At 73.8% G+C, this 16,673-nt stretch carries 19 protein-coding genes; 5 read left to right on the top strand and 14 right to left on the bottom strand.

Annotation, left to right across the window (positions count from 1 at the left end; translation table 11 throughout):
* Positions 1 to 120: 120 nt before the first annotated feature.
* Positions 121 to 399, top strand: coding sequence for a DUF4190 domain-containing protein (locus tag EDF20_RS07050; protein ID WP_123547649.1), 279 nt, complete (start codon positions 121 to 123; stop codon positions 397 to 399).
* Positions 400 to 475: 76 nt separating this feature from the next.
* Here EDF20_RS07050 and EDF20_RS07045 read toward each other — a convergent pair whose 3' ends face one another.
* The 9 genes from EDF20_RS07045 to EDF20_RS07005 form a co-directional block, all read right to left on the bottom strand.
* Positions 476 to 811: a hypothetical protein gene (locus tag EDF20_RS07045; protein ID WP_133738210.1), complete on the bottom strand. Its 336-nt coding sequence runs from the start codon at positions 809 to 811 to the stop codon at positions 476 to 478.
* A 109-nt stretch (positions 812 to 920) separates the two neighbouring features.
* Positions 921 to 2,183: a mannosyltransferase family protein gene (locus EDF20_RS07040; protein WP_133738209.1), complete on the bottom strand. Its 1,263-nt coding sequence runs from the start codon at positions 2,181 to 2,183 to the stop codon at positions 921 to 923.
* 415 nt (positions 2,184 to 2,598) lie between these two features.
* A complete protein-coding gene (locus EDF20_RS07035) occupies positions 2,599 to 3,771 on the bottom strand; it encodes a flagellar hook protein FlgE (RefSeq protein WP_123547646.1) in 1,173 nt (390 codons plus the stop codon).
* Positions 3,772 to 3,926: 155 nt separating this feature from the next.
* Positions 3,927 to 4,367 (bottom strand): flagellar hook capping FlgD N-terminal domain-containing protein, encoded by a 441-nt coding sequence (locus EDF20_RS07030; protein ID WP_123547645.1) that lies wholly within the window; start codon positions 4,365 to 4,367, stop codon positions 3,927 to 3,929.
* Positions 4,368 to 4,477: 110 nt separating this feature from the next.
* On the bottom strand, positions 4,478 to 5,974 hold the full coding sequence (locus tag EDF20_RS07025) for a flagellar hook-length control protein FliK (RefSeq protein WP_166644772.1): 1,497 nt from the start codon (positions 5,972 to 5,974) through the stop codon (positions 4,478 to 4,480).
* Between the two features lie 359 nt (positions 5,975 to 6,333).
* Positions 6,334 to 7,140: a C40 family peptidase gene (locus EDF20_RS07020; RefSeq protein ID WP_133738207.1), complete on the bottom strand. Its 807-nt coding sequence runs from the start codon at positions 7,138 to 7,140 to the stop codon at positions 6,334 to 6,336.
* A gap of 5 nt (positions 7,141 to 7,145) precedes the next feature.
* On the bottom strand, positions 7,146 to 7,652 hold the full coding sequence (locus tag EDF20_RS07015) for a hypothetical protein (RefSeq protein WP_208292603.1): 507 nt from the start codon (positions 7,650 to 7,652) through the stop codon (positions 7,146 to 7,148).
* Positions 7,652 to 9,085 carry a FliI/YscN family ATPase gene (locus EDF20_RS07010; RefSeq protein WP_243833415.1) on the bottom strand — a complete coding sequence of 478 codons (1,434 nt, stop codon included), beginning with the start codon at positions 9,083 to 9,085 and terminating at the stop codon, positions 7,652 to 7,654. The genes EDF20_RS07015 and EDF20_RS07010 overlap by 1 nt, the downstream gene beginning before the upstream one ends.
* The gene (locus EDF20_RS07005; protein ID WP_123547643.1) at positions 9,082 to 9,996 is read right to left on the bottom strand and encodes a hypothetical protein; all 915 of its coding nucleotides are present in this window, start codon (positions 9,994 to 9,996) and stop codon (positions 9,082 to 9,084) included. Before EDF20_RS07005 ends, EDF20_RS07010 begins: the two co-directional genes overlap by 4 nt.
* Positions 9,997 to 10,218: 222 nt before the next feature.
* Here EDF20_RS07005 and EDF20_RS07000 point away from each other — a divergent pair, with 222 nt between their 5' ends.
* Positions 10,219 to 10,662, top strand: a complete 444-nt coding sequence (locus tag EDF20_RS07000) for a hypothetical protein (RefSeq protein WP_133738206.1) — start codon at positions 10,219 to 10,221, stop codon at positions 10,660 to 10,662.
* Positions 10,659 to 11,075, top strand: a complete 417-nt coding sequence (locus tag EDF20_RS06995) for a transcriptional regulator (protein ID WP_347876492.1) — start codon at positions 10,659 to 10,661, stop codon at positions 11,073 to 11,075. The genes EDF20_RS07000 and EDF20_RS06995 overlap by 4 nt, the downstream gene beginning before the upstream one ends.
* A gap of 406 nt (positions 11,076 to 11,481) precedes the next feature.
* Here the strand turns inward: EDF20_RS06995 and fliG are convergent, their stop codons facing one another.
* Genes fliG through flgB form a run of 5 tightly spaced genes read right to left on the bottom strand, consistent with a single transcriptional unit; the run spans position 11,482 to position 15,374 of the window.
* Positions 11,482 to 12,519: a flagellar motor switch protein FliG gene (fliG, locus tag EDF20_RS06990; RefSeq protein WP_255416195.1), complete on the bottom strand. Its 1,038-nt coding sequence runs from the start codon at positions 12,517 to 12,519 to the stop codon at positions 11,482 to 11,484.
* Positions 12,520 to 12,566: 47 nt separating this feature from the next.
* The gene (gene fliF / locus EDF20_RS06985) at positions 12,567 to 14,255 is read right to left on the bottom strand and encodes a flagellar basal-body MS-ring/collar protein FliF (RefSeq protein WP_133738204.1); all 1,689 of its coding nucleotides are present in this window, start codon (positions 14,253 to 14,255) and stop codon (positions 12,567 to 12,569) included.
* The gene (fliE, locus tag EDF20_RS06980) at positions 14,255 to 14,620 is read right to left on the bottom strand and encodes a flagellar hook-basal body complex protein FliE (RefSeq protein ID WP_123547638.1); all 366 of its coding nucleotides are present in this window, start codon (positions 14,618 to 14,620) and stop codon (positions 14,255 to 14,257) included. Before fliE ends, fliF begins: the two co-directional genes overlap by 1 nt.
* A complete protein-coding gene (locus EDF20_RS06975; RefSeq protein WP_043596823.1) occupies positions 14,620 to 15,015 on the bottom strand; it encodes a flagellar basal body rod C-terminal domain-containing protein in 396 nt (131 codons plus the stop codon). Before EDF20_RS06975 ends, fliE begins: the two co-directional genes overlap by 1 nt.
* Positions 15,015 to 15,374, bottom strand: coding sequence for a flagellar basal body rod protein FlgB (flgB, locus tag EDF20_RS06970; protein WP_123547637.1), 360 nt, complete (start codon positions 15,372 to 15,374; stop codon positions 15,015 to 15,017). The genes EDF20_RS06975 and flgB overlap by 1 nt, the downstream gene beginning before the upstream one ends.
* A 246-nt stretch (positions 15,375 to 15,620) precedes the next feature.
* On the opposite strand from flgB, the gene EDF20_RS06965 reads away from it, so the two are divergent.
* Together EDF20_RS06965 and EDF20_RS06960 are read left to right on the top strand one after the other, a co-directional pair.
* Entirely contained in the window at positions 15,621 to 15,914 is a 294-nt protein-coding gene (locus EDF20_RS06965; RefSeq protein WP_133738203.1) for a hypothetical protein, read from the top strand.
* Positions 15,915 to 16,025: 111 nt separating this feature from the next.
* Entirely contained in the window at positions 16,026 to 16,610 is a 585-nt protein-coding gene (locus tag EDF20_RS06960) for a DJ-1/PfpI family protein (protein ID WP_133738202.1), read from the top strand.
* Positions 16,611 to 16,673 lie beyond the last annotated feature (63 nt).

Here is a 16,673-nt window from a genome sequence, read left to right as displayed (position 1 = left end):
ACTTCGGGGGTGATCTGGGGGTGAATCGCTCCCAGGTCGGACACAGAATCGAGAAAGTCTCTAGCTTGGGCGACGGGCCGACGATCGTCGAGGCCACCCCGCTCTAGAGGAGTCACGACCATGACCTACGACCAGAACACCCCCGCCACCACGGCCCCCGGCACGGCTGGCCGCTACAACGTCCTCGCGATCGTCGGGTTCATCCTGGCGTTCGTCTTCGCCCTCGCCGGCCTCGTCGTCAGCATCATCGCGCTCTCGCAGATCAAGAAGACGGGCGAGCGCGGTCGCGGCCTGGCGCTGGCCGGCGTCATCCTCAGCATCGTCTTCATGATCATCAGCGTCATCGTGAGCATCTCGGTCTTCTCGGCCGGGATGGCACAGGTCGGCACGACCTACTGATCCGAGCCGGATCTCCTGCAGGAGGCGCGGTGCCCGTTCGACGGGCACCGCGCCTCCTTCGCGTCTGCGGGTGTCGTCAGGCGGCGGGGGTGCGGGCGTGCGACCGCCGGGTCCAGAGCTGCCCGACCGCGACCAGGACGGCGGCGACGACGAGGACGGCCACGGCAGCCCCGGTGCCGTCGGGCTCGAAGAGCACCGCCGGCGCGCCGTTCTCGGTGCTGGGCCAGGTCCGCAGGACACCGGGCAGGTGGACGGCCGTGCCCGTCATGAGGGTGACGGCCACGGCTGCGAGCAGGACCACCACCATGACGGCCGCTCCTGTGACGACGGCGCCGACGACGGCGACGAGGGCACTGAACAGCCGGCGGGCGACGACGCCGAAGCCACGGGCACTGCGGGTGAGGAGGGTCATCGCGGGTCTCCTGTCAGGTCGTGACGGGCACCCGCGCCGAGATCGTCGAGTGCGTTGCGCCGACACTACGGGCGGCCTGGCCGGACCACCTCCGTCACCCGGATGAGCCTCACGGCGGCCAGGCCGTCCAGAGCAGCACGATCGCGACGACCTGGAGCGCGAGGCCGGCGACGATCGTGACGACCACGCGCCTCCTCGTGGCCGACAGCTGCGGATCGCCCAGCAGCGGCGCGAGCGGCATCAGCATGCGGAAGCTCGACTGCTGCGGCAGGAACACGGCGACCAGGTAGGCGACGTACCCGATCGCATAGGTCTGCAGCTCGAGGCCGAGACGCTGCGAGCGGCGCACCAGCCCGAGCACCACGACCGCGAGCAGCAGCACCACGGCCACCACCCCGAGCCAGCCGGCCATCGCCTCGCCGAAGCGGAACCACGGCGTGAAGGGGACGAAGCCGTCGGAGCCGATGTAGTCACGCCACCACGACGACTCCGTCGCGAAGTAGCCGTCGCGCTCGCCCGTGACCACGGCCACGACGACCGGCCACGCGAAGCCCGCCGCGGTGACGACCAGGCCGGCCGCCCAGATGCGGACGTGCTCGGCGAGGGGCGTCGAGTCGTCGAGGCGCTCGTTCTCGACGCCGCCGCGGCGAGCGCGGCGGTCACGGACCAGCCGCACCAGCCAGGTCAGGCCGAGCGCGGCCGAGAGCGCGAGCGCGCCGGGGTGCGCGACCGAGGCGAGCACGCCGAGCACCGTGAACCAGGCCCAGCGCCGGGCGGTCATCGCGAGCAGCGCGCCGAACATAAGCAGCAGGAACAGCGACTCCGCGTAGGGCACCTGCAACACGAACGACATCGGCGCGACGCAGAAGGAGACCGCACCCCAGAAGGAGGCGCGGGCCCCGAACCGCGTCAGCATCAGCCGGTGGAGCACCAGCGTCGCCCCGGCCCCCGCCAGCACCGCCACGACGATCGCCGCGATCAGCCAGTCGCCGCCGACCACCGGCCGCACGACCCGCACCAGAGCCGGGAACAGCGGCATGAACGCCCACGCGTTCTTGGCGACCCGGCCCTCGTCGTCCCGCGGCAGCTCCACCGGGTATCCCTGCTCGGAGATCTCGCGGTAGAAGGCGGCATCCCACGACGAGAGGTAGCCGGTGAAGCCCGGACCGCCGTCGTGCTGCGCCCAGGTCGCGGTCGCCGTGAGGGCGTGCACCACGGCGAGGAACAGCGTCGTGACGAGACGCGAGGCGGCGTAGACGCCGAGCAAGACGAGCGTCGTCGCGAGCCCGGGGCGGGGCAGGGCGAGAGCGCCGGTGCCGGGGGCGGGCGGCTCCGGCTGCGTGCTGCGCCGCGCCTCCGTCCCCGTCGTCATCGATCTTGTCTACCCGGGGGGCGCTGGGAGGGCAGGCGGCCGTACCCCGCGCCTCTGCTCTGTGCGGCGCTGGGTGCTGAGCCGGCGGGTTCCTGTCGCCGACGGCGGGTTCACGTGGGGTGCGGCGGGTTCCTGTCGCCGGCGGCGGGTCCGCGCCCGCCCGCCGAGGGAGACAGGAACCCGCCGGCTTCAGGTGGCCACTGCGCAGGGAGGGGTGCGTGCGTGCCGCGGCGAGGTGCCCGCGCGCAGGGCGGGGCTGCCGCACCCCGAAGTGGACGATGCACCCCGGAACGACGGGGTGCATGGTCCACTCCGGGGTGCAAGGCGAGAGCGCAGGGGCCGGCGAGAGCAGGCAGAGCGCAGGAGGCGCGGGCCGGTCTCGAGGACCGGGCCCGCGCCTCCTGCGCCGCTGCGGCTAGCGCTTCAGGTTCGTGAGCTCCTGGAGCACCTCGTCCGAGGTGGTGATGATGCGGGCGTTCGCCTGGAAGCCGCGCTGGGCGACGATCAGGTTCGTGAACTCCTGCGAGAGATCGACGTTGCTCATCTCGAGCGTGCCGCTCGAGAGCGAGCCGACTCCGGGCGAGCCGGGGACGCCGAGCGCCGCGTTGCCCGAGTTCGCCGTGGCGCGGTAGCCCGACGAGCCGGACTTCTCGAGGCCGCCCGGGTTGGCGAAGGTCGCCAGCGCGATGCGGCCGACGGCGAGCGACTCGCCGTTGCTGAACTGCCCGACGAGCGTGCCGTCCTTCGAGAGGCTGAAGCCCTTCAGCGTGCCGGCCTCGCGACCGTTCTGGTCGGTGACCGCGACCGTGTTCAGGGCCGCGAAGCCGGTGATCTTCGAGAGGTCGACGGCGATGTTCCCGACGGTCAGCGACGCGGCGCCGTTCTGCACGCCGTCGGTGAAGCTGAGCTGCGTCGTGCTCGGCGTGCCGGTGCCGTCGACGCCGGTGACGTCCCAGCCGATGTCGGTGCGCTTGAACGAGAGGGTCAGGGTGCGCTCGTTGCCGAACGCGTCGTAGACCTTCGAGTCGCGCGTCAGGGTCTCGCCGACCGCGGTCTCGGACGGCAGGTTGCCGGCGACGTTCGCGCCGGTCGTGGCGGTGGCCGGAGCCGCGCCGTTCAGGGGCAGCATGATGTCGCCCACCGCGCCTCCGTCGTTCACGACGCCGTTCGTGGCCGAGTAGCCCTGCACGATCTTGCCGTCGGCCGAGACGAGACGACCGTCCGCGTCGAAGTCGAAGGCGCCGGCACGCGTGTAGACGGTGTCGTTGCCGAGACGCGTGACGAAGAAGCCGTCGCCCGAGATCATCAGGTCGGTCGCCTTGCCGGTCGCCTGGGCCGAGCCCTGCGCGAAGTTCGTCGAGATGCCGGCGACCTGCACGCCGAGGCCGACCTGCGCGGGGTTCGTGCCGCCGATGCCGGTCTGCGGGCCTCCGGCGCCCTGGGTCATCTGCGACAGGGTGTCCTGGAACTGCGTGGTCGACGACTTGAAGCCGGCGGTGTTGACGTTGGCGATGTTGTTGCCGGTGACGTCGAGCATGGTCTGGTGCGACCGGAGGCCGGAGATGCCGGAGTAGAGGGAGCGGAGCATGGGAGCTGCCTTTCGGACGGAGCTGAGGAGGCGCGTCCTGCGCGGAGAGACCGGTCGCGTCCTGCGTCCGGAGCGGTGCTGAAGAGCGGGGGTGCTGTGCGGCCGTGCCGTGCGGCTGGGCCGCGAGGGCGGCGGGGCCGCGAGGGAACGAGGCGCTAGGCCTTCGGCGTCGCGGTGATGCCGGAGATGAGATCCAACGCGACCTCCTTCCCACCGACGGTGACCTTGGGCACGGACTCGGCGAACGAGACGCTGGTCGCGGTGCCGGTGACGGCCTTGCCGTCGGGGCCCGTGTAGCTGACCTCGCGGCCGACCAGGGCGGACGCCGAGGTGCGCATCTGCAGCGAGAAGCCCTCGTTCGCGGTGGTCGTCTGGTTGGTGATCTGCTCCATCATCGCGAGCTGCGTGGTCTGCGCCATCATCGCGTTGGTGTCCATCGGCGACGACGGGTCCTGGTTCTTCAGCTGCGTGACCAGCAGGTTCATGAACATCTCGCCGTCCATGGCGGTCTTCGTCGTGCGCGCCGAGGACGACTGCTGGGCGGCGGCCATGACGGTCGGGTCGACGGTTCCGGAGATCTGGTCGATCGAGGGCATCTGCTGTGTCTTCCTGTGGAGGGCGGAACGGGGGCGAGCTGTGGAGGGTCGTGCTGTGCGGCGGTGCGGGCCGTGGTCGGCTGTGCGGGCCGTGGTGCGCGGTGCGGGCGCTAGGCCAGCACGTCGATCGAGACGGTCTGCGACGAGGAGGTGCCGCGCAGCCTGCCCGCACCGGCCGCGGCCGCGGCCGCGAGGGCGCCGGCCCGCAGGCCGTCGGGGTCGGGGTCGTCCCGACCGAGCCTGCCGTCGGGGTCGCGCCCGGCGGGCTGGCCGGCTCCTCGCTGTCCGGTGCCGGACTGGGCGGAACCGTCGCGCGCCTCCTGGGCCGACTGCTGCGCCGCCCGCTGGTCGAGCAGCCGCTGCTGGTCGGCACGGTCGTCGGACGGCTGGTTCTGGTTCGAGAGGTCGACGCTCGCCTGGAGCCCCGCTCCCCCGAGGTCGCGGCGGAGGTCGGGCAGGATCGCCCGCACCGCCTCCCGCCCGGCGTCGGTCGGGGCGAACATCTCGACGTGCATGCCGTGCGCCCCGACGTGCGCCCGGACGGTGACCGGGCCCAGGGCCTCGGGGCTCACGGTGACGGTGACGACGTGCGTCCCGGCATTGGCGGCCGCGAGCGAGAAGAGGGGACGCGCGAGCTGCTGCCCGAGGGGCGCCGGGGCCGCAGGAGGCGCGGCGGCGGCGGTCGAGCCCGCTGCGGCTGCCGGAGCGGGCGCGCCGGGCACCGCGACCATCGGCGGGGCGACGGGCACGGCGGAGGCGGAGGTGCTGGTCGTCGTGCTGGTCGTCGTGGTGGTCGCGACGCCTGCGTCGGCGACACGCGCACGGTCGGCGGCGGTCGCCGAGAGTCCGGCGGCCGAGCCGGGGACCGGGACGGACGTCGAACCAGCCGCGGCCGCCGAGGTGGCGCGCACGAATGCCGACGGGACGGTGGTCGAGGGCGCGGCGGCCGTCGGGACCTTCTCCCCCGCCGACGGCGACGAGGCCGTGACGGGGCCGGGTGTCGCGGGCGACGTGCCCGAGGCTGCCGCCTGCCGCCAGCCGGCGACCGCGGCGCCGGTGGAGCTGATCGCGGCGGTCGCGGTCGTAGCAGAGGCAGCGGCCGAGGCCGAGGTCGCAGCCGAGGTCGCAGCGGCGACGAGGCCCTCGGGCACGTCGCCGCCGTCCGCGCTCGGGGCGGGCGCTGTCGGGGGGAGGCCCGGGCTCAGGGCTGTTCCGTCACGGGACGGATCGGCGACCGACACGGTCGGCGCGAGGGCCTCCTGCGGGAGCTGTCCCGGCGTCGCGGCGCCCGTGGCCGAGGCAGCCGATCCGTCACGAGACGGATCGCTGCTCAGGCCGGCCGGGTCGAGGGCTGATCCGTCACGAGACGGATCAGGCGTCACGACCGGGGCCGGGGACGAGGCCGGGCCGATCGCCTGGCCGACGGCCTGGCCGACGGTCGGGGAGAGCGGGAGGGTCGCTGATCCGTCACGGGACGGATCAGCCTCAGGAGAGACGGCCGCCGGAGACGACGAGGAGCCGAGGCCCGCGGCGGCCAGGGCCGCCTGGAGGGAGGTCGCTCCCGGTGAGGACGATCCCGCCTGGGGGCGATCGCCGACGCGATCCACGGTTCCGTCCTCGACCGACTCCCCGGCCTTGACCGGACCTGCCGCGGACGCAGACGCAGACCCAGACCCAGCCGCAGTGGCCGGGCCCGCAGCGGCCGCGGGCGCGCGCCCGGCGGCTGCCGCGTGAGGCGCGGATGTCGGAGCGGGCGACGACGGTCGTCGCGGGCCCGGAGCGTGCGCCTGCGCCGGATCGCGTGGCGCAGCCGACGACATCGCCTCGCCGAAGCCCGCGGCGGAACGCCCGGCCGCGGGACGACCGGCCGACGAGCGGCCGCCCGCCGGGCGGTCGGGACCGGAGGAGGCGTCGGCCCGGTCGGCAGGGCCGGGGACGACGAAGGGCAGGGTGCGCAGGACGCTCATCAGGCGGCCCCTTCGCTCATCAGGCGCTGGAGCGCGGCGGTCATCAGGTCGGTCGAGCCGGAGCCGCCCGCCGCACCGGCGCCGGTCACGCCGAGCGACGACGCGAGCGAGGCCAGCGAGGTCGCCGAGGTCGCCGAGGCGCCTGCAGCCGAAGCGCCCGCAGCGGCGGACGCGGGAGCGGTCCCCGTCGCGGGCACGATGCGGCGGATGGTCGACAGGTCGGAGTCCTTGTACCAGTTGTCGACGATCTGGACGTCCTTGCCGGGACGGGGCGCGTGCAGCACCTTGCCGTCGCCGAGGTAGATCACGATGTGGCCCTCGCCCTTGGCGACGAGCAGGTCGCCCGGCTTCGCCTCGGCCAGCGACGGCACCTCGGCGCCCATCCGGGCCTGGTCGGGCACGACGCGCGGCATCGAGACGCCTAGTTCCTTGAACACGGTCTGCACGAGGCCGGAGCAGTCCATCCCGCTCGCGCTCTCGCCGCCGAACACGTAGGGCACGCCGAGGTACTTCTTCGCGCCGCTGACCACGTCGGCGCCGGTCGCGCCGCTGCCGGTCGCGACGGAGCCCTTGACGGCCGCCACCGAGGGGGTCGTCGCGAGGCCGCCCGCAGCACCTGCCGCACCGGTCGCACCGGCGCCGCTCGTGCCGGCGAGCGCGTCGGCGAACGCGCTGGCCGAGGTCGCGGAGCTGCCCGACCCGGCGGACGCCGCGGCTGCCGTGCCGAGCACGGACGGCGTGCGTCCGTTCCGCAGCTGGTCGATCTGCGTCCTGATGTCGTCGATCCGGGACAGGACCTCGCTCACGGGGCTCACTGTGCGCCTCCTGGCGTCGGTGTCTGGGTCGGGGTGCCGGCGGGCCGGGCAGCAGCAGCAGCAGTCGAGGAGGCGGCGGCCTCGGCCTGGCGCACCCGCCACGACTGGCCGGCGATCTCGTCGAGGGCGGCCTGCTCGGTGCGGAGGTCCTCGGCGGCGGCCTCGACGGCGTGCGCGGCCTCGAGCTTCTCGAGGCCGATCGCGGCCCGGCGCGCCGCCCCGAACGCCGTCTGCGCCTCGTCCGCCTCGGCGCGGCGGCGTGCCGCGACCGCGTCGAGCTCGGCGAGCATCGCCCGGCTCGACGCGCGGGAGGCGGCGATCGCGCTGAGCATGGCCGCGTCCGTGACCTGCGCGGGCCCGTCGTCGAGGGTGCGCTTGGCGGCGAGGCGACGGTCGGCGGCGTCGCGCAGCCGGTCGTTCGCCTCGGCGAGGTGCCCGGCGGCCTGGTCCTGCTGCGCGTGGCGCAGCCGCAGGAGGCCGAGGAGGGAGAAGGCACGGGCCATCAGGCACCCCCGAGCCGGGCGGTCAGCTGGGCGAGTCCGGCCCACGAGGCGGCGGTGTCGACGCGCTCGTCCATGCCCTGCTGCAGGAACGCGTCGATCGCGCCCTGGTGCTCGACCGCGGCGTCGACGAGCGGGTTCGTGCCCCGCTGGTAGGCGCCCACGTCGAGCAGGTCCTGCGCGGCGCGGCGCGCGGCCATCACCTTGCGGAGGCTCGTCGCGGCGGCGCGCTGCTCGGGGGTGGTCACCTTCGAGGCGACGCGTGAGACGGAGCCGAGGGCGTCGATCGACGGGAAGTGCCCGGTCACGGCCAGCTTGCGGTCGAGCACGACGTGCCCGTCGAGGATGCTGCGGGCCGCGTCGGCGACGGGCTCGTTGTGGTCGTCGCCGTCGACGAGCACCGTGTACAGGCCCGTGACGGAGCCGATCCGGTCGGTCCCGGCACGCTCGAGCAGCTCGGCGAGCACCGAGAACGTCGACGGCGGGTAGCCCCGCGTCGCCGGCGGCTCGCCGACCGACAGCCCGATCTCCCGCTGGGCCATCGCGACGCGGGTCAGCGAGTCCATCATCAGCACGACGTCGGCGCCCTGGTCGCGGAACGACTCCGCGATGCGGGTCGCGACGAACGCGGCACGGAGGCGCATCAGCGCCGGCTCGTCGCTCGTCGACACCACGACGACCGAGCGGGCGAGGCCCTCGGGTCCGAGGTCGTCCTCGAGGAACTCGCGCACCTCCCTGCCTCGCTCGCCGACGAGGGCGATGACGCTGACCTGCGCGTCGGTGCCGCGGGCGATCATCGACAGCAGCGACGACTTGCCGACTCCCGAGCCGGCGAACAGGCCGACGCGCTGCCCGCGCCCGACGGTCGTCAGCGTGTCGAGCACGCGGACGCCGAGCTGGAGCGGGGTGTCGATCCGCGCACGGTGCATGGCCGACGGGGTCTCGTGGTGCAGCGGGACGAGGTCGACGGAGCCGCCGTCGGGGGCGCGGAGCGGGCCGCGCCCGTCGATCGGACGGCCGAGCCCGTCGAGCACGCGGCCGAAGAGACCGGTGCCGGTGGGGACGAGGAGGGGGCGGCCGGTCGAGCGCGCCGGCGTGCCGGCCGTCACGCCGGTGAGGCGGCCGAGAGGCATGCAGCGGAGGCCGTCGGGGGCGGTCGCGACGACCTCGGCGAGGGCGGAGGCGGACGTCGTGGCGGAGGCGGTCGTGACGGAAGCGACGGCGGCGGCGGCGCTGGTGCTGGTGCTGGTGCTCAGGGAGGCGGCGTCCGTGCTGGTGGCCGGCACGCCGATCTCGAGCACGTCGCCGACCGCGGCGTCGAGCCCGCGCACCGTGATGCCGAGCCCGACGGCGCTGACGACGCTGCCGACGCGCTGCGGGCGCGCGGCGGCGCGGGCGGCGGCCAGGCGGGTCCGGGTGGGCGCGGTGAGGGTCACGATGCCCCCAGCAGAGCGGTGCGGGCCCGGGCGAGGGCGGTGACGAGCCGGGCGTCGACGAGGCCTGCGGGCAGGTCGACCTCGGCGTCTCCCCGGGCGAGCCGGGCGTCGGCGACGAGCGGGACCGCGGAGGCGGCGACCGCGTCCCCGAGGGCGGCCAGGTCTGCCGGGTGCAGGCGCACGCCGACGACCAGCGAGCGGTCGAGCCCGTCGAGGGCGCGGGCGACGGCGGCGCGGGCCGTGCGGCCCTCGCGGGGGCCTGCGGGGTGCGGTGCGGCGGCGTGCTCGGCGACGCTGAGGTGCTCGGTGGCGGCGCGGTGCTCGGCGACGCCGTCGTGCTCGGCCGCGGGGCGGCTCCCGGCTCGGACGTCGGGCTCGGACGCCGCGACCTCGTAGCCGACCACGGCCGACGCGAGGTCGAGGGCGGTCTGGACCAGCGCCTCCTCGGACTCGGCGAGCACCGGCGCGACCCGCTGCCGCAATGCGTCGGCGGCCGAGTCGAGCGCGGCGAAGGAGGCGGCGAGCGAGCGCTCGAGGCGCGTCACGGACTCGACGTGCTCGGCGTCCATCGCGACCCGGCGCGCGGCCAGGTCGGCCTCGGCGGCGCGGAGGCCCGCCGCGTAGCCGGCCGCGTGGCCGCGGGCCTCGGCACGGGCCGCGCGTGCGGCGGCGTCGGGTTCGGCGTGGGGAGAGCGGAGCGACGCACTGCGGGCGGCGGCACCCTGGGCGCTGGCACCGAGGCCGGCGAGCGTGCCGAGGCCGGCGCCGCGGGTCACGGCGTGACCGGGGTCGAGTGCGGGGGCGGTCGTCGACGAGCCGGACCGCACCTCCGTGAGCGAGGGGTAGACGACGCGCGAGAACGACTCCGGGGCGGAGATCGTCTCCGAGGCGGAGATCGCGGGATCGAGCATCGACGGGCCGTTCAGAGGGGAGGGCGGTGCGGCCGATCCGTGGCCAGGGGTCGAGCGATCCGTGCTCAAGGGCGACTCTCGGCAGGTCGCGGGGGGCGCGTAAGGCGTTGCCCCGAACGGGGGCAGGTGCGGCGAGGCGGCTTTCTCAAGCGATCAGAAAGTACTTGCTTAACAAGAAAGTACTTCCTAGAGTGGGGAACACATCGAGGAGAGGACGACACCATGACCGACCAGACCAGGCTCCCCACGCCGGACGAGGCCCGTCGACTGCTGGACGAGGCCGACTCGACAGGGCGCCACGCCACCGCTCGGGCCGGCTGGCCCGGCGTCGCCGTGCTGCTCTCGCTCGGCTCCGTGCTGTCGCTCGGCACGCTCGCCCTCGGGCTCACGACGGGCACGAACTACTTCGTGGCGATGATCGCGCTGCTGGTCTGGATCGCGGTCGTGGTGGCGTTCCAGCTAGCCTTCCTCCGGTCGCACCGCATCGGGTTCGGCCGCCGCTGGGGCCTGTACCTCGGGGCGATCTTCGCGATCTACGTCGTGGCGATGGTCGTCGTCGGCTCGTCCCAGGGCGAGGACGTCGTCGGCACCTGCGCGCTGGCCGCCGCGCTGATGGTCATCTCGGTCGCCGCGGCGACGCACGAGGCTCGGCAGGCGGAGCGATGAGCGGCGACGGTGCGGGGTCGGGCGCGGGGTCGGGCGCGGGCGCGGGCGCGGGGTCGGGCATGGGCACGGGCGCGGTCGCGGGGAGCGTCGCCGGTGCGGGGGGCGACGGCACGTCCCGCGGTCCGCACCCGCGCCTCCGGCTGTCGGAGACGCTGCACCAGCCGGTGCGGTTCTCGATGGCGGCGGCGCTCGCGGCGGCCGACCAGCTCGACTTCAAGGACCTCCGCGACGCCGTCCAGGTGACCGACTCCGCGCTGAGCAAGCAGATCAGCACGCTCGAGGCCGCCGGGTTCGTGAAGGTGTCGAAGGGGTTCGTCGGCAAGCGGCCGCGGACCTCGCTGAAGCTGACGCCGGAGGGGCGCGCCGCCTGGACCGCGCACCTCGCCGTGCTGCGCGAGATCGCCGCCGGCTAGCGCTGCGCGACGCCCACTACCGGCCGCCTGCGGCCTGCCGGCGTCCGCAAAGCGAGAGAGATCCTGCCCAGCTCGACCGCGCCTCCTGGGTTCGATGCTCGTCGCGACTGGATCACTCTCAAATTTGAGAGTGATCCAGTCGCGAGCCGAGGAGGCGCGGGCCGAGCCGCGCGAGACGCCGCAGAACCCGACAGAACGGGCCCGGATCACCCTCTCGTACCCGGATATCCCCGTATTGCAGCTTCACCGGTCGGCATTTGCCGACCGGTGGACCGGGTAACAACAGCCACCGTCCGCAAAGCGAGACAGATCCGCTTCCGCCGGGCACAGGACCGGGCAGAACCGGGCAGTCGCCGCCGCATCACTCTTTAATTTCGAGGGCGAGCAGCGGCGGCGGCAGCAGGGGCTACTCGACGAGGGCGTCCTCGTCGGCGCGGTGGATCGTGATCGTGCCGAGCGCCTCGAGCTCGCGGATGGCACGCACGACCTCGGCCCGCGCCTCCTCGACCTGCGACTTGCGGACGGGGCCCATCGACTGCAGCTCGTCGTCGAGCAGCTCGCGGTTGCGCTCCGAGACGTTGCCGCGGATGACCTCGACGACGGCGGCGAGCGCCCCCTTCATCGCGGTCGCGAGCACGGCGGCGTCGATCCCGCGGAGCACCTGCTGGATGTCGCGCGACTCGAGCTTGACGATGTCCTCGAAGGTGAGCATCCGCGAGCGGACCTCCTCGGCGAGCTCGGGGTCGCGCTCGTCGAGGCCGTCGAGCAGGGCGCGCTCGGTGGCGCTGTCGCTGCGGTTGATGATCTCGACGAGGGGCTGGATGCCTCCGACGACCTCGACCTGCTCGCGCGGAGCGACGACGGCCCCGGCACGGACCTTGAGCGTGGTCGCGACGATGCCGACGGCCTCGGGCGTCGCGGTGCCCATCGTGGCGATGGCCTGCGCGACGTCGGTGCGGGCGGCGACGTCGAGGCCGGCGAGCACGGCCGAGGCCTGCTGCGGCCGCAGGTGCGCGAGCACGAGGGCGATGGTCTGCGGCAGCTCGCCGTCGAGCAGGGTGATGACCTGGCCGGGGTCGGCCTCGTCGAGGAACTCGAAGCTCTTGCCCATCGCGTTCGAGGCGAGCCGCTCCATGACGCCGGCGGCGCGCTCCGAGCCGAACGACGCCTCGAGCAGGCCGACGGCGACGTCGTGTCCGCCGCGACGCTGGTAGCGGCCCGAGCGGGTCAGGTCGTGGAACTCGGCGACGGCCGACTCGGCCACGGCGGGGTCGACGCGGCGCAGCTTGACGATCTCGGCCGTGATCTCCTCGGCCTCCTCCTCGCTGAACTGCTTCATGACGACGGCGGCGTGCGCCTGCTCCATCTGCATGAGGATGACCGCGACCTTCTGCGGCCCGGTCAGCGCCGGGCGCGTGGCAGGCGCGCCGAAGGCGGCGGGCACCCCGAACGCCTGCGTCGGGGTCAGGTCCGCAGCGGACGCGGTCGCGCTCACGACTGGACCCGCTCGTCCATCAGGCCGCGCAGCAGCTCGGCGGTCTTCTCGGGGTCGCGCTCGGCGAGGGCGTCGATCTCGGCGCGGCGGCGCTCGGCCGACACGTACTCGGGCGAGGGCTCGGGCGCCGCGACCGGCAGGGCCACGGTGGCGGCCTCGTCGGCGAGCAGCTGACGGCGGGAGGCGGCGCCCGCGTCGTCGAGGTCGAGCCGCATGGTCGCGTCCCAGGTCTGGGCCGCGTTGCCCGCCGCGAGCTCGCCGAGGTCGACGTCCTCCCGGTCGTGCCGCTTGTTCTTCTTCGCGAAGACGACCAGGCCGACGATGAGCGCGATCACGATCAGCGCGACGATCCCTACGGTGCGGATCGTGCCCCACATGGCCTCGGAGGCGGCGGCCGCGTCGGCCGCGGCGAGCGCCGTCTTCGCGGCCTCGGCGCCCTCGGTGTCGAAGTCGACCAGGGCGACCTCGACCGCGTCGCCGCGCGCCGTGTCGATCCCCGCGGCGTTCCGCACGAGGTCGTTGATGCTCTGCATGTTCACGCCGGAGGCCGCGTTCGCGTCCAGGGCGACCGACACGGTCTGCCGGCTGACGCCTCCTGCGGGCACGCTCATCGTCTCGGTGACCTTGTCGACCGCGTTGTTCTTGGTGGCCGACTCGTTGACGTAGCCGTCGTCGCCGGTCGCGGTGCCGGCTGCGTCGGTGCCGGTGCCGGTGCCGTTCGGCACGGCGATGTTGTCGGGGCCGAGCACGCCTGTCGCGCCGGTGCCGCCCGCTCCCCCGGAGCCCGCGCCGTACTGCTCGGTGGTGCTCGACTCGTTGAGGGCGATGGGGCCGCTGGTGGGCTGCGCGAACGACTCGGTGACCTTCGTGCCCGAGCTCTGGTCGAGGTCGGCGGCGACGATCACCGACGACTTGCCGGGGCCGACGACCTTGTCGAGCATCGTCTGCACGGCGGTCTGGACCTTCGACTCGTAGTCGCTGGCCTGGTCGCCGGCGCCGCCGACGGCCCCGGTGCCGACCTGCGAGAGCACGGCGCCCGTCGAGTCGGTGACGGCGACGTCGGTCGTCGCCATGCCCTCGACGGAGGCGCTGGTCAGGTTGACGATCGCCTGCACCTGCTTGCTGGTCAGCGTCACGCCGCCCTGCGTCTCGACGAACACCGACGCGGTGGGGTCCTTCTGCTCCGCGACGAAGACGGACTCCTCGGGAATCGCGAGCTGCACGGTGGCGGTCTTCACGCCGTCCATCGCCGAGATGGTCTTGGCGAGCTCGCCCTCGATGGCGCGCTTGTAGGTGACGTCCTGCTGGAACTCGGACGAGGTGACGCCCATGGTGTCGAGCAGCGAGTAGCCGCCCTGGCCGCCGGTCGAGGGCAGGCCGGCCGCGGCGGCGGTGAGGCGCTCCTGGTAGACGTGCTCCTCGGGCACCAGGATCGTGCCGCCGCCCGCGGTCAGCTCGTAGGGCACCCCGTCGGCCTTGAGCTGCTCGACGATGGCGCTCGCGTCGGCGGGCTCGATGCCGCTGAAGAGCGGCGAGTAGCTGGGCTTCGTCAGCCAGCTCACGAGGGCGACCGTGCCGAGCACGAGCGCGGCGATCAGGATGACCGCGATGGTCTTCTGGGCGACGGAGAAGCCGCCCATCGTCGCCCGCATCCGGGCGAGGGAGTTCTGCACTGCGGTCGGCATCAGGCCTGCATCCTCATGATCTCGGTGAAGGCGTCGACGCCCTTGTTGCGGACGGCGGCGACGAGCTCGAGCGTCACCTGGGCACGGGTGGCCGCGATGGTCGCGTCGTGGATGTCGGTGAGGTCGCCGGTGACGGCCTTCACGGCGAGCGTCTTCGACTGGCTCTGCAGCTGCTGCAGGCCCTCGACCGCGCCGACCATGCTCGAGCCGAAGGCGGCACCGGAGGCGCTGGCCGCGCCGGTCGTCCCGGTGACGGAGGAGGCGCCTCCTGCGTTCCCGACCGCGCCGCCCTGCAACAGGGCGGACACGTCGGCGAAGCCGGTCTGCTGCACCGCCCCGATCGCGGGGACACCGCCGACCGGCATCAGCCGCGGCCGATCTGGAGAGCGGCCTCGTAGGCGGTCTTGGCGCGGTCGACCACGGCGGCGTTCGCCTGGTAGCCGCGCTGGGCCATGATCAGGTCGCCCATCTGGGCCCCCAGGTCGATGTCGGGCATGCGCACGTATCCCTCGGCGTCGGCGAGCGGGTGGTCGGGCAGGTAGGTGACGCGGCCGGCCTCGCTGCCGTAGCGGTCGGCCTTGACGAAGACGCCGCTGGTGCCGGCGCCCTCCTGGACCTCGACGTAGCGGGCCTGGAACGCGGTGTCGTCCATGGACTTCACCGTGTTGACGTTGGCGATGTTGTCGGAGACGGCGTCGAGCCACTTGCGGTGCACGGTCAGGCCGGTGCTCGCGATGCCGATCGCGTCGAAGGCGGTCATCAGTTCGTCCTGTACGCGGCGCGGACGCTGGTCAGCTCGCCGTTCATCGCCTGGGTGGCGAACTGGTACCGGAGCACGGTGTCGATGTTCGACAGGGTCTCGGTGTCGAGGTTGACGTTGTTGCCGTCGAGCCGCGTCGGCTCGAGCGAGCGCTGCGTCGTGGCCTGCACGTGGCCGGCCCCCTGCACGGCGCCGCCCTGGGCGACGGACCGGCCGAGCGCCTCCTCGAACTGCACGCGCTTGGCCTGGTAGCCGGGCGTGTTCACGTTCGAGATGTTGGCGGCGATGGTCTTCTGACGCAGCGAGAGACCGTCCAGGGCGCTCTGCAGCGCCGCCTGGGTCACGGATTCGATCGGCATGGTGCCCGTCCGGGGGTGTGGTGTGGTCTGGGGGCCGATCCGTGGCCGAGGGGTCGAGCGATCCGTGCTCAGGGCGCTCTATCGGCGCGGGCCGGGGGTGCGTAAGGCCGCGCGGGGCACGTGCCCCCGGAGTGGGGGCGCGGTGCGGTGGTCGTCGAGTTGCCCGAGATGGCCGGCTGGGCGTGGGGCAGGCGACCATCTCGGGCAACTCGACGGCACGGCCGGGCGCGGTGCGACACTGGGGGCGTGAGCGACGACGACGCGTGGCCCGACGGGCTGGACGACGCCCGACGCCTGTTCAGCACCGCCGACGGGGTCGAGCCGGCCACCGTCGACGGCGACGTGGACGACGCCGACCGGGTGCGTCACGTGCTGGGCCGATCGCTCGGCGGCGTCGTGGGGCTCGTCGTGCTCGGGCTGGTCGCGGCCCTCGTCGTCGTGGTCGTGGTCGTGCCGCTCCTCTTGTGGCCGGTCGGCGCGTGGATCGCGTTCCTGCGGCCGCCGCCCTTCGAGCTGCCGTCGCTCTGGTGGTTCCGGTGACCGTCGCGCGGCCGTCGATCGCCGTGCTCGTCCTCGCGAGCTGAGACTCGCCCCGGCCCGCCGTCCGCCTGCGGTGCGCGCGTCCTGTCGTCCCGCGACGAGACTGGGCACATGACCAAGACGATCGGCATCTTCCTGTTCGACCAGTACGAGGAGCTCGACGCGATCGGCCCCTGGGAGGTGCTCTCGTACTGGACGAAGGGGCACCCCGGCGACGGCTGGGAGGTGATCACGTTCGGCGACGCCCCCGGGCCGGTCACCGCCGCGAAGGGCCTGCGCGTGCTGCCCGACACCACGATCGACGAGCTGCCGCCGCTCGACGTGCTGATCTACCCGGGCGGCAAGGGCACCCGCGCCCACCTCGACGACGAGGAACGGCTCGAGTGGGTGCGGCAGCAGGCCGAGACCGTGCCGCTGATGACGAGCGTCTGCACGGGCGCCCTCGTCTACGCCGCCGCAGGCCTGCTCACAGGGCGTGCCGCCACGACGCACTGGGGCTCGACGGTGCTGCTCGGCAGCCTCGACCCGACGATCGACGTGCGCGAGGACGAGCGCTTCGTGGACGACGGCGACGTGATCACGTCGGCGGGCGTCAGCGCCGGGATCGACATGGCGCTGCACCTCGTCATGCGCCTCGGAGGCGCGGCGCGAGCCAAGCAGGTCCGTCGCGGCATCGAGTACACGCCCATTCGGTGAGGTGGAGATCGATGGGACGCGTCGGGGGTGTCCGTGCTGCCTCGATGCATTCGACGCGTCACA

Source organism: Frigoribacterium sp. PhB116, from assembly GCF_004364285.1.
Taxonomy (GTDB): Bacteria; Actinomycetota; Actinomycetes; order Actinomycetales; family Microbacteriaceae; genus Frigoribacterium.
This window is presented reverse-complemented; position numbering and strand designations above follow the sequence as displayed.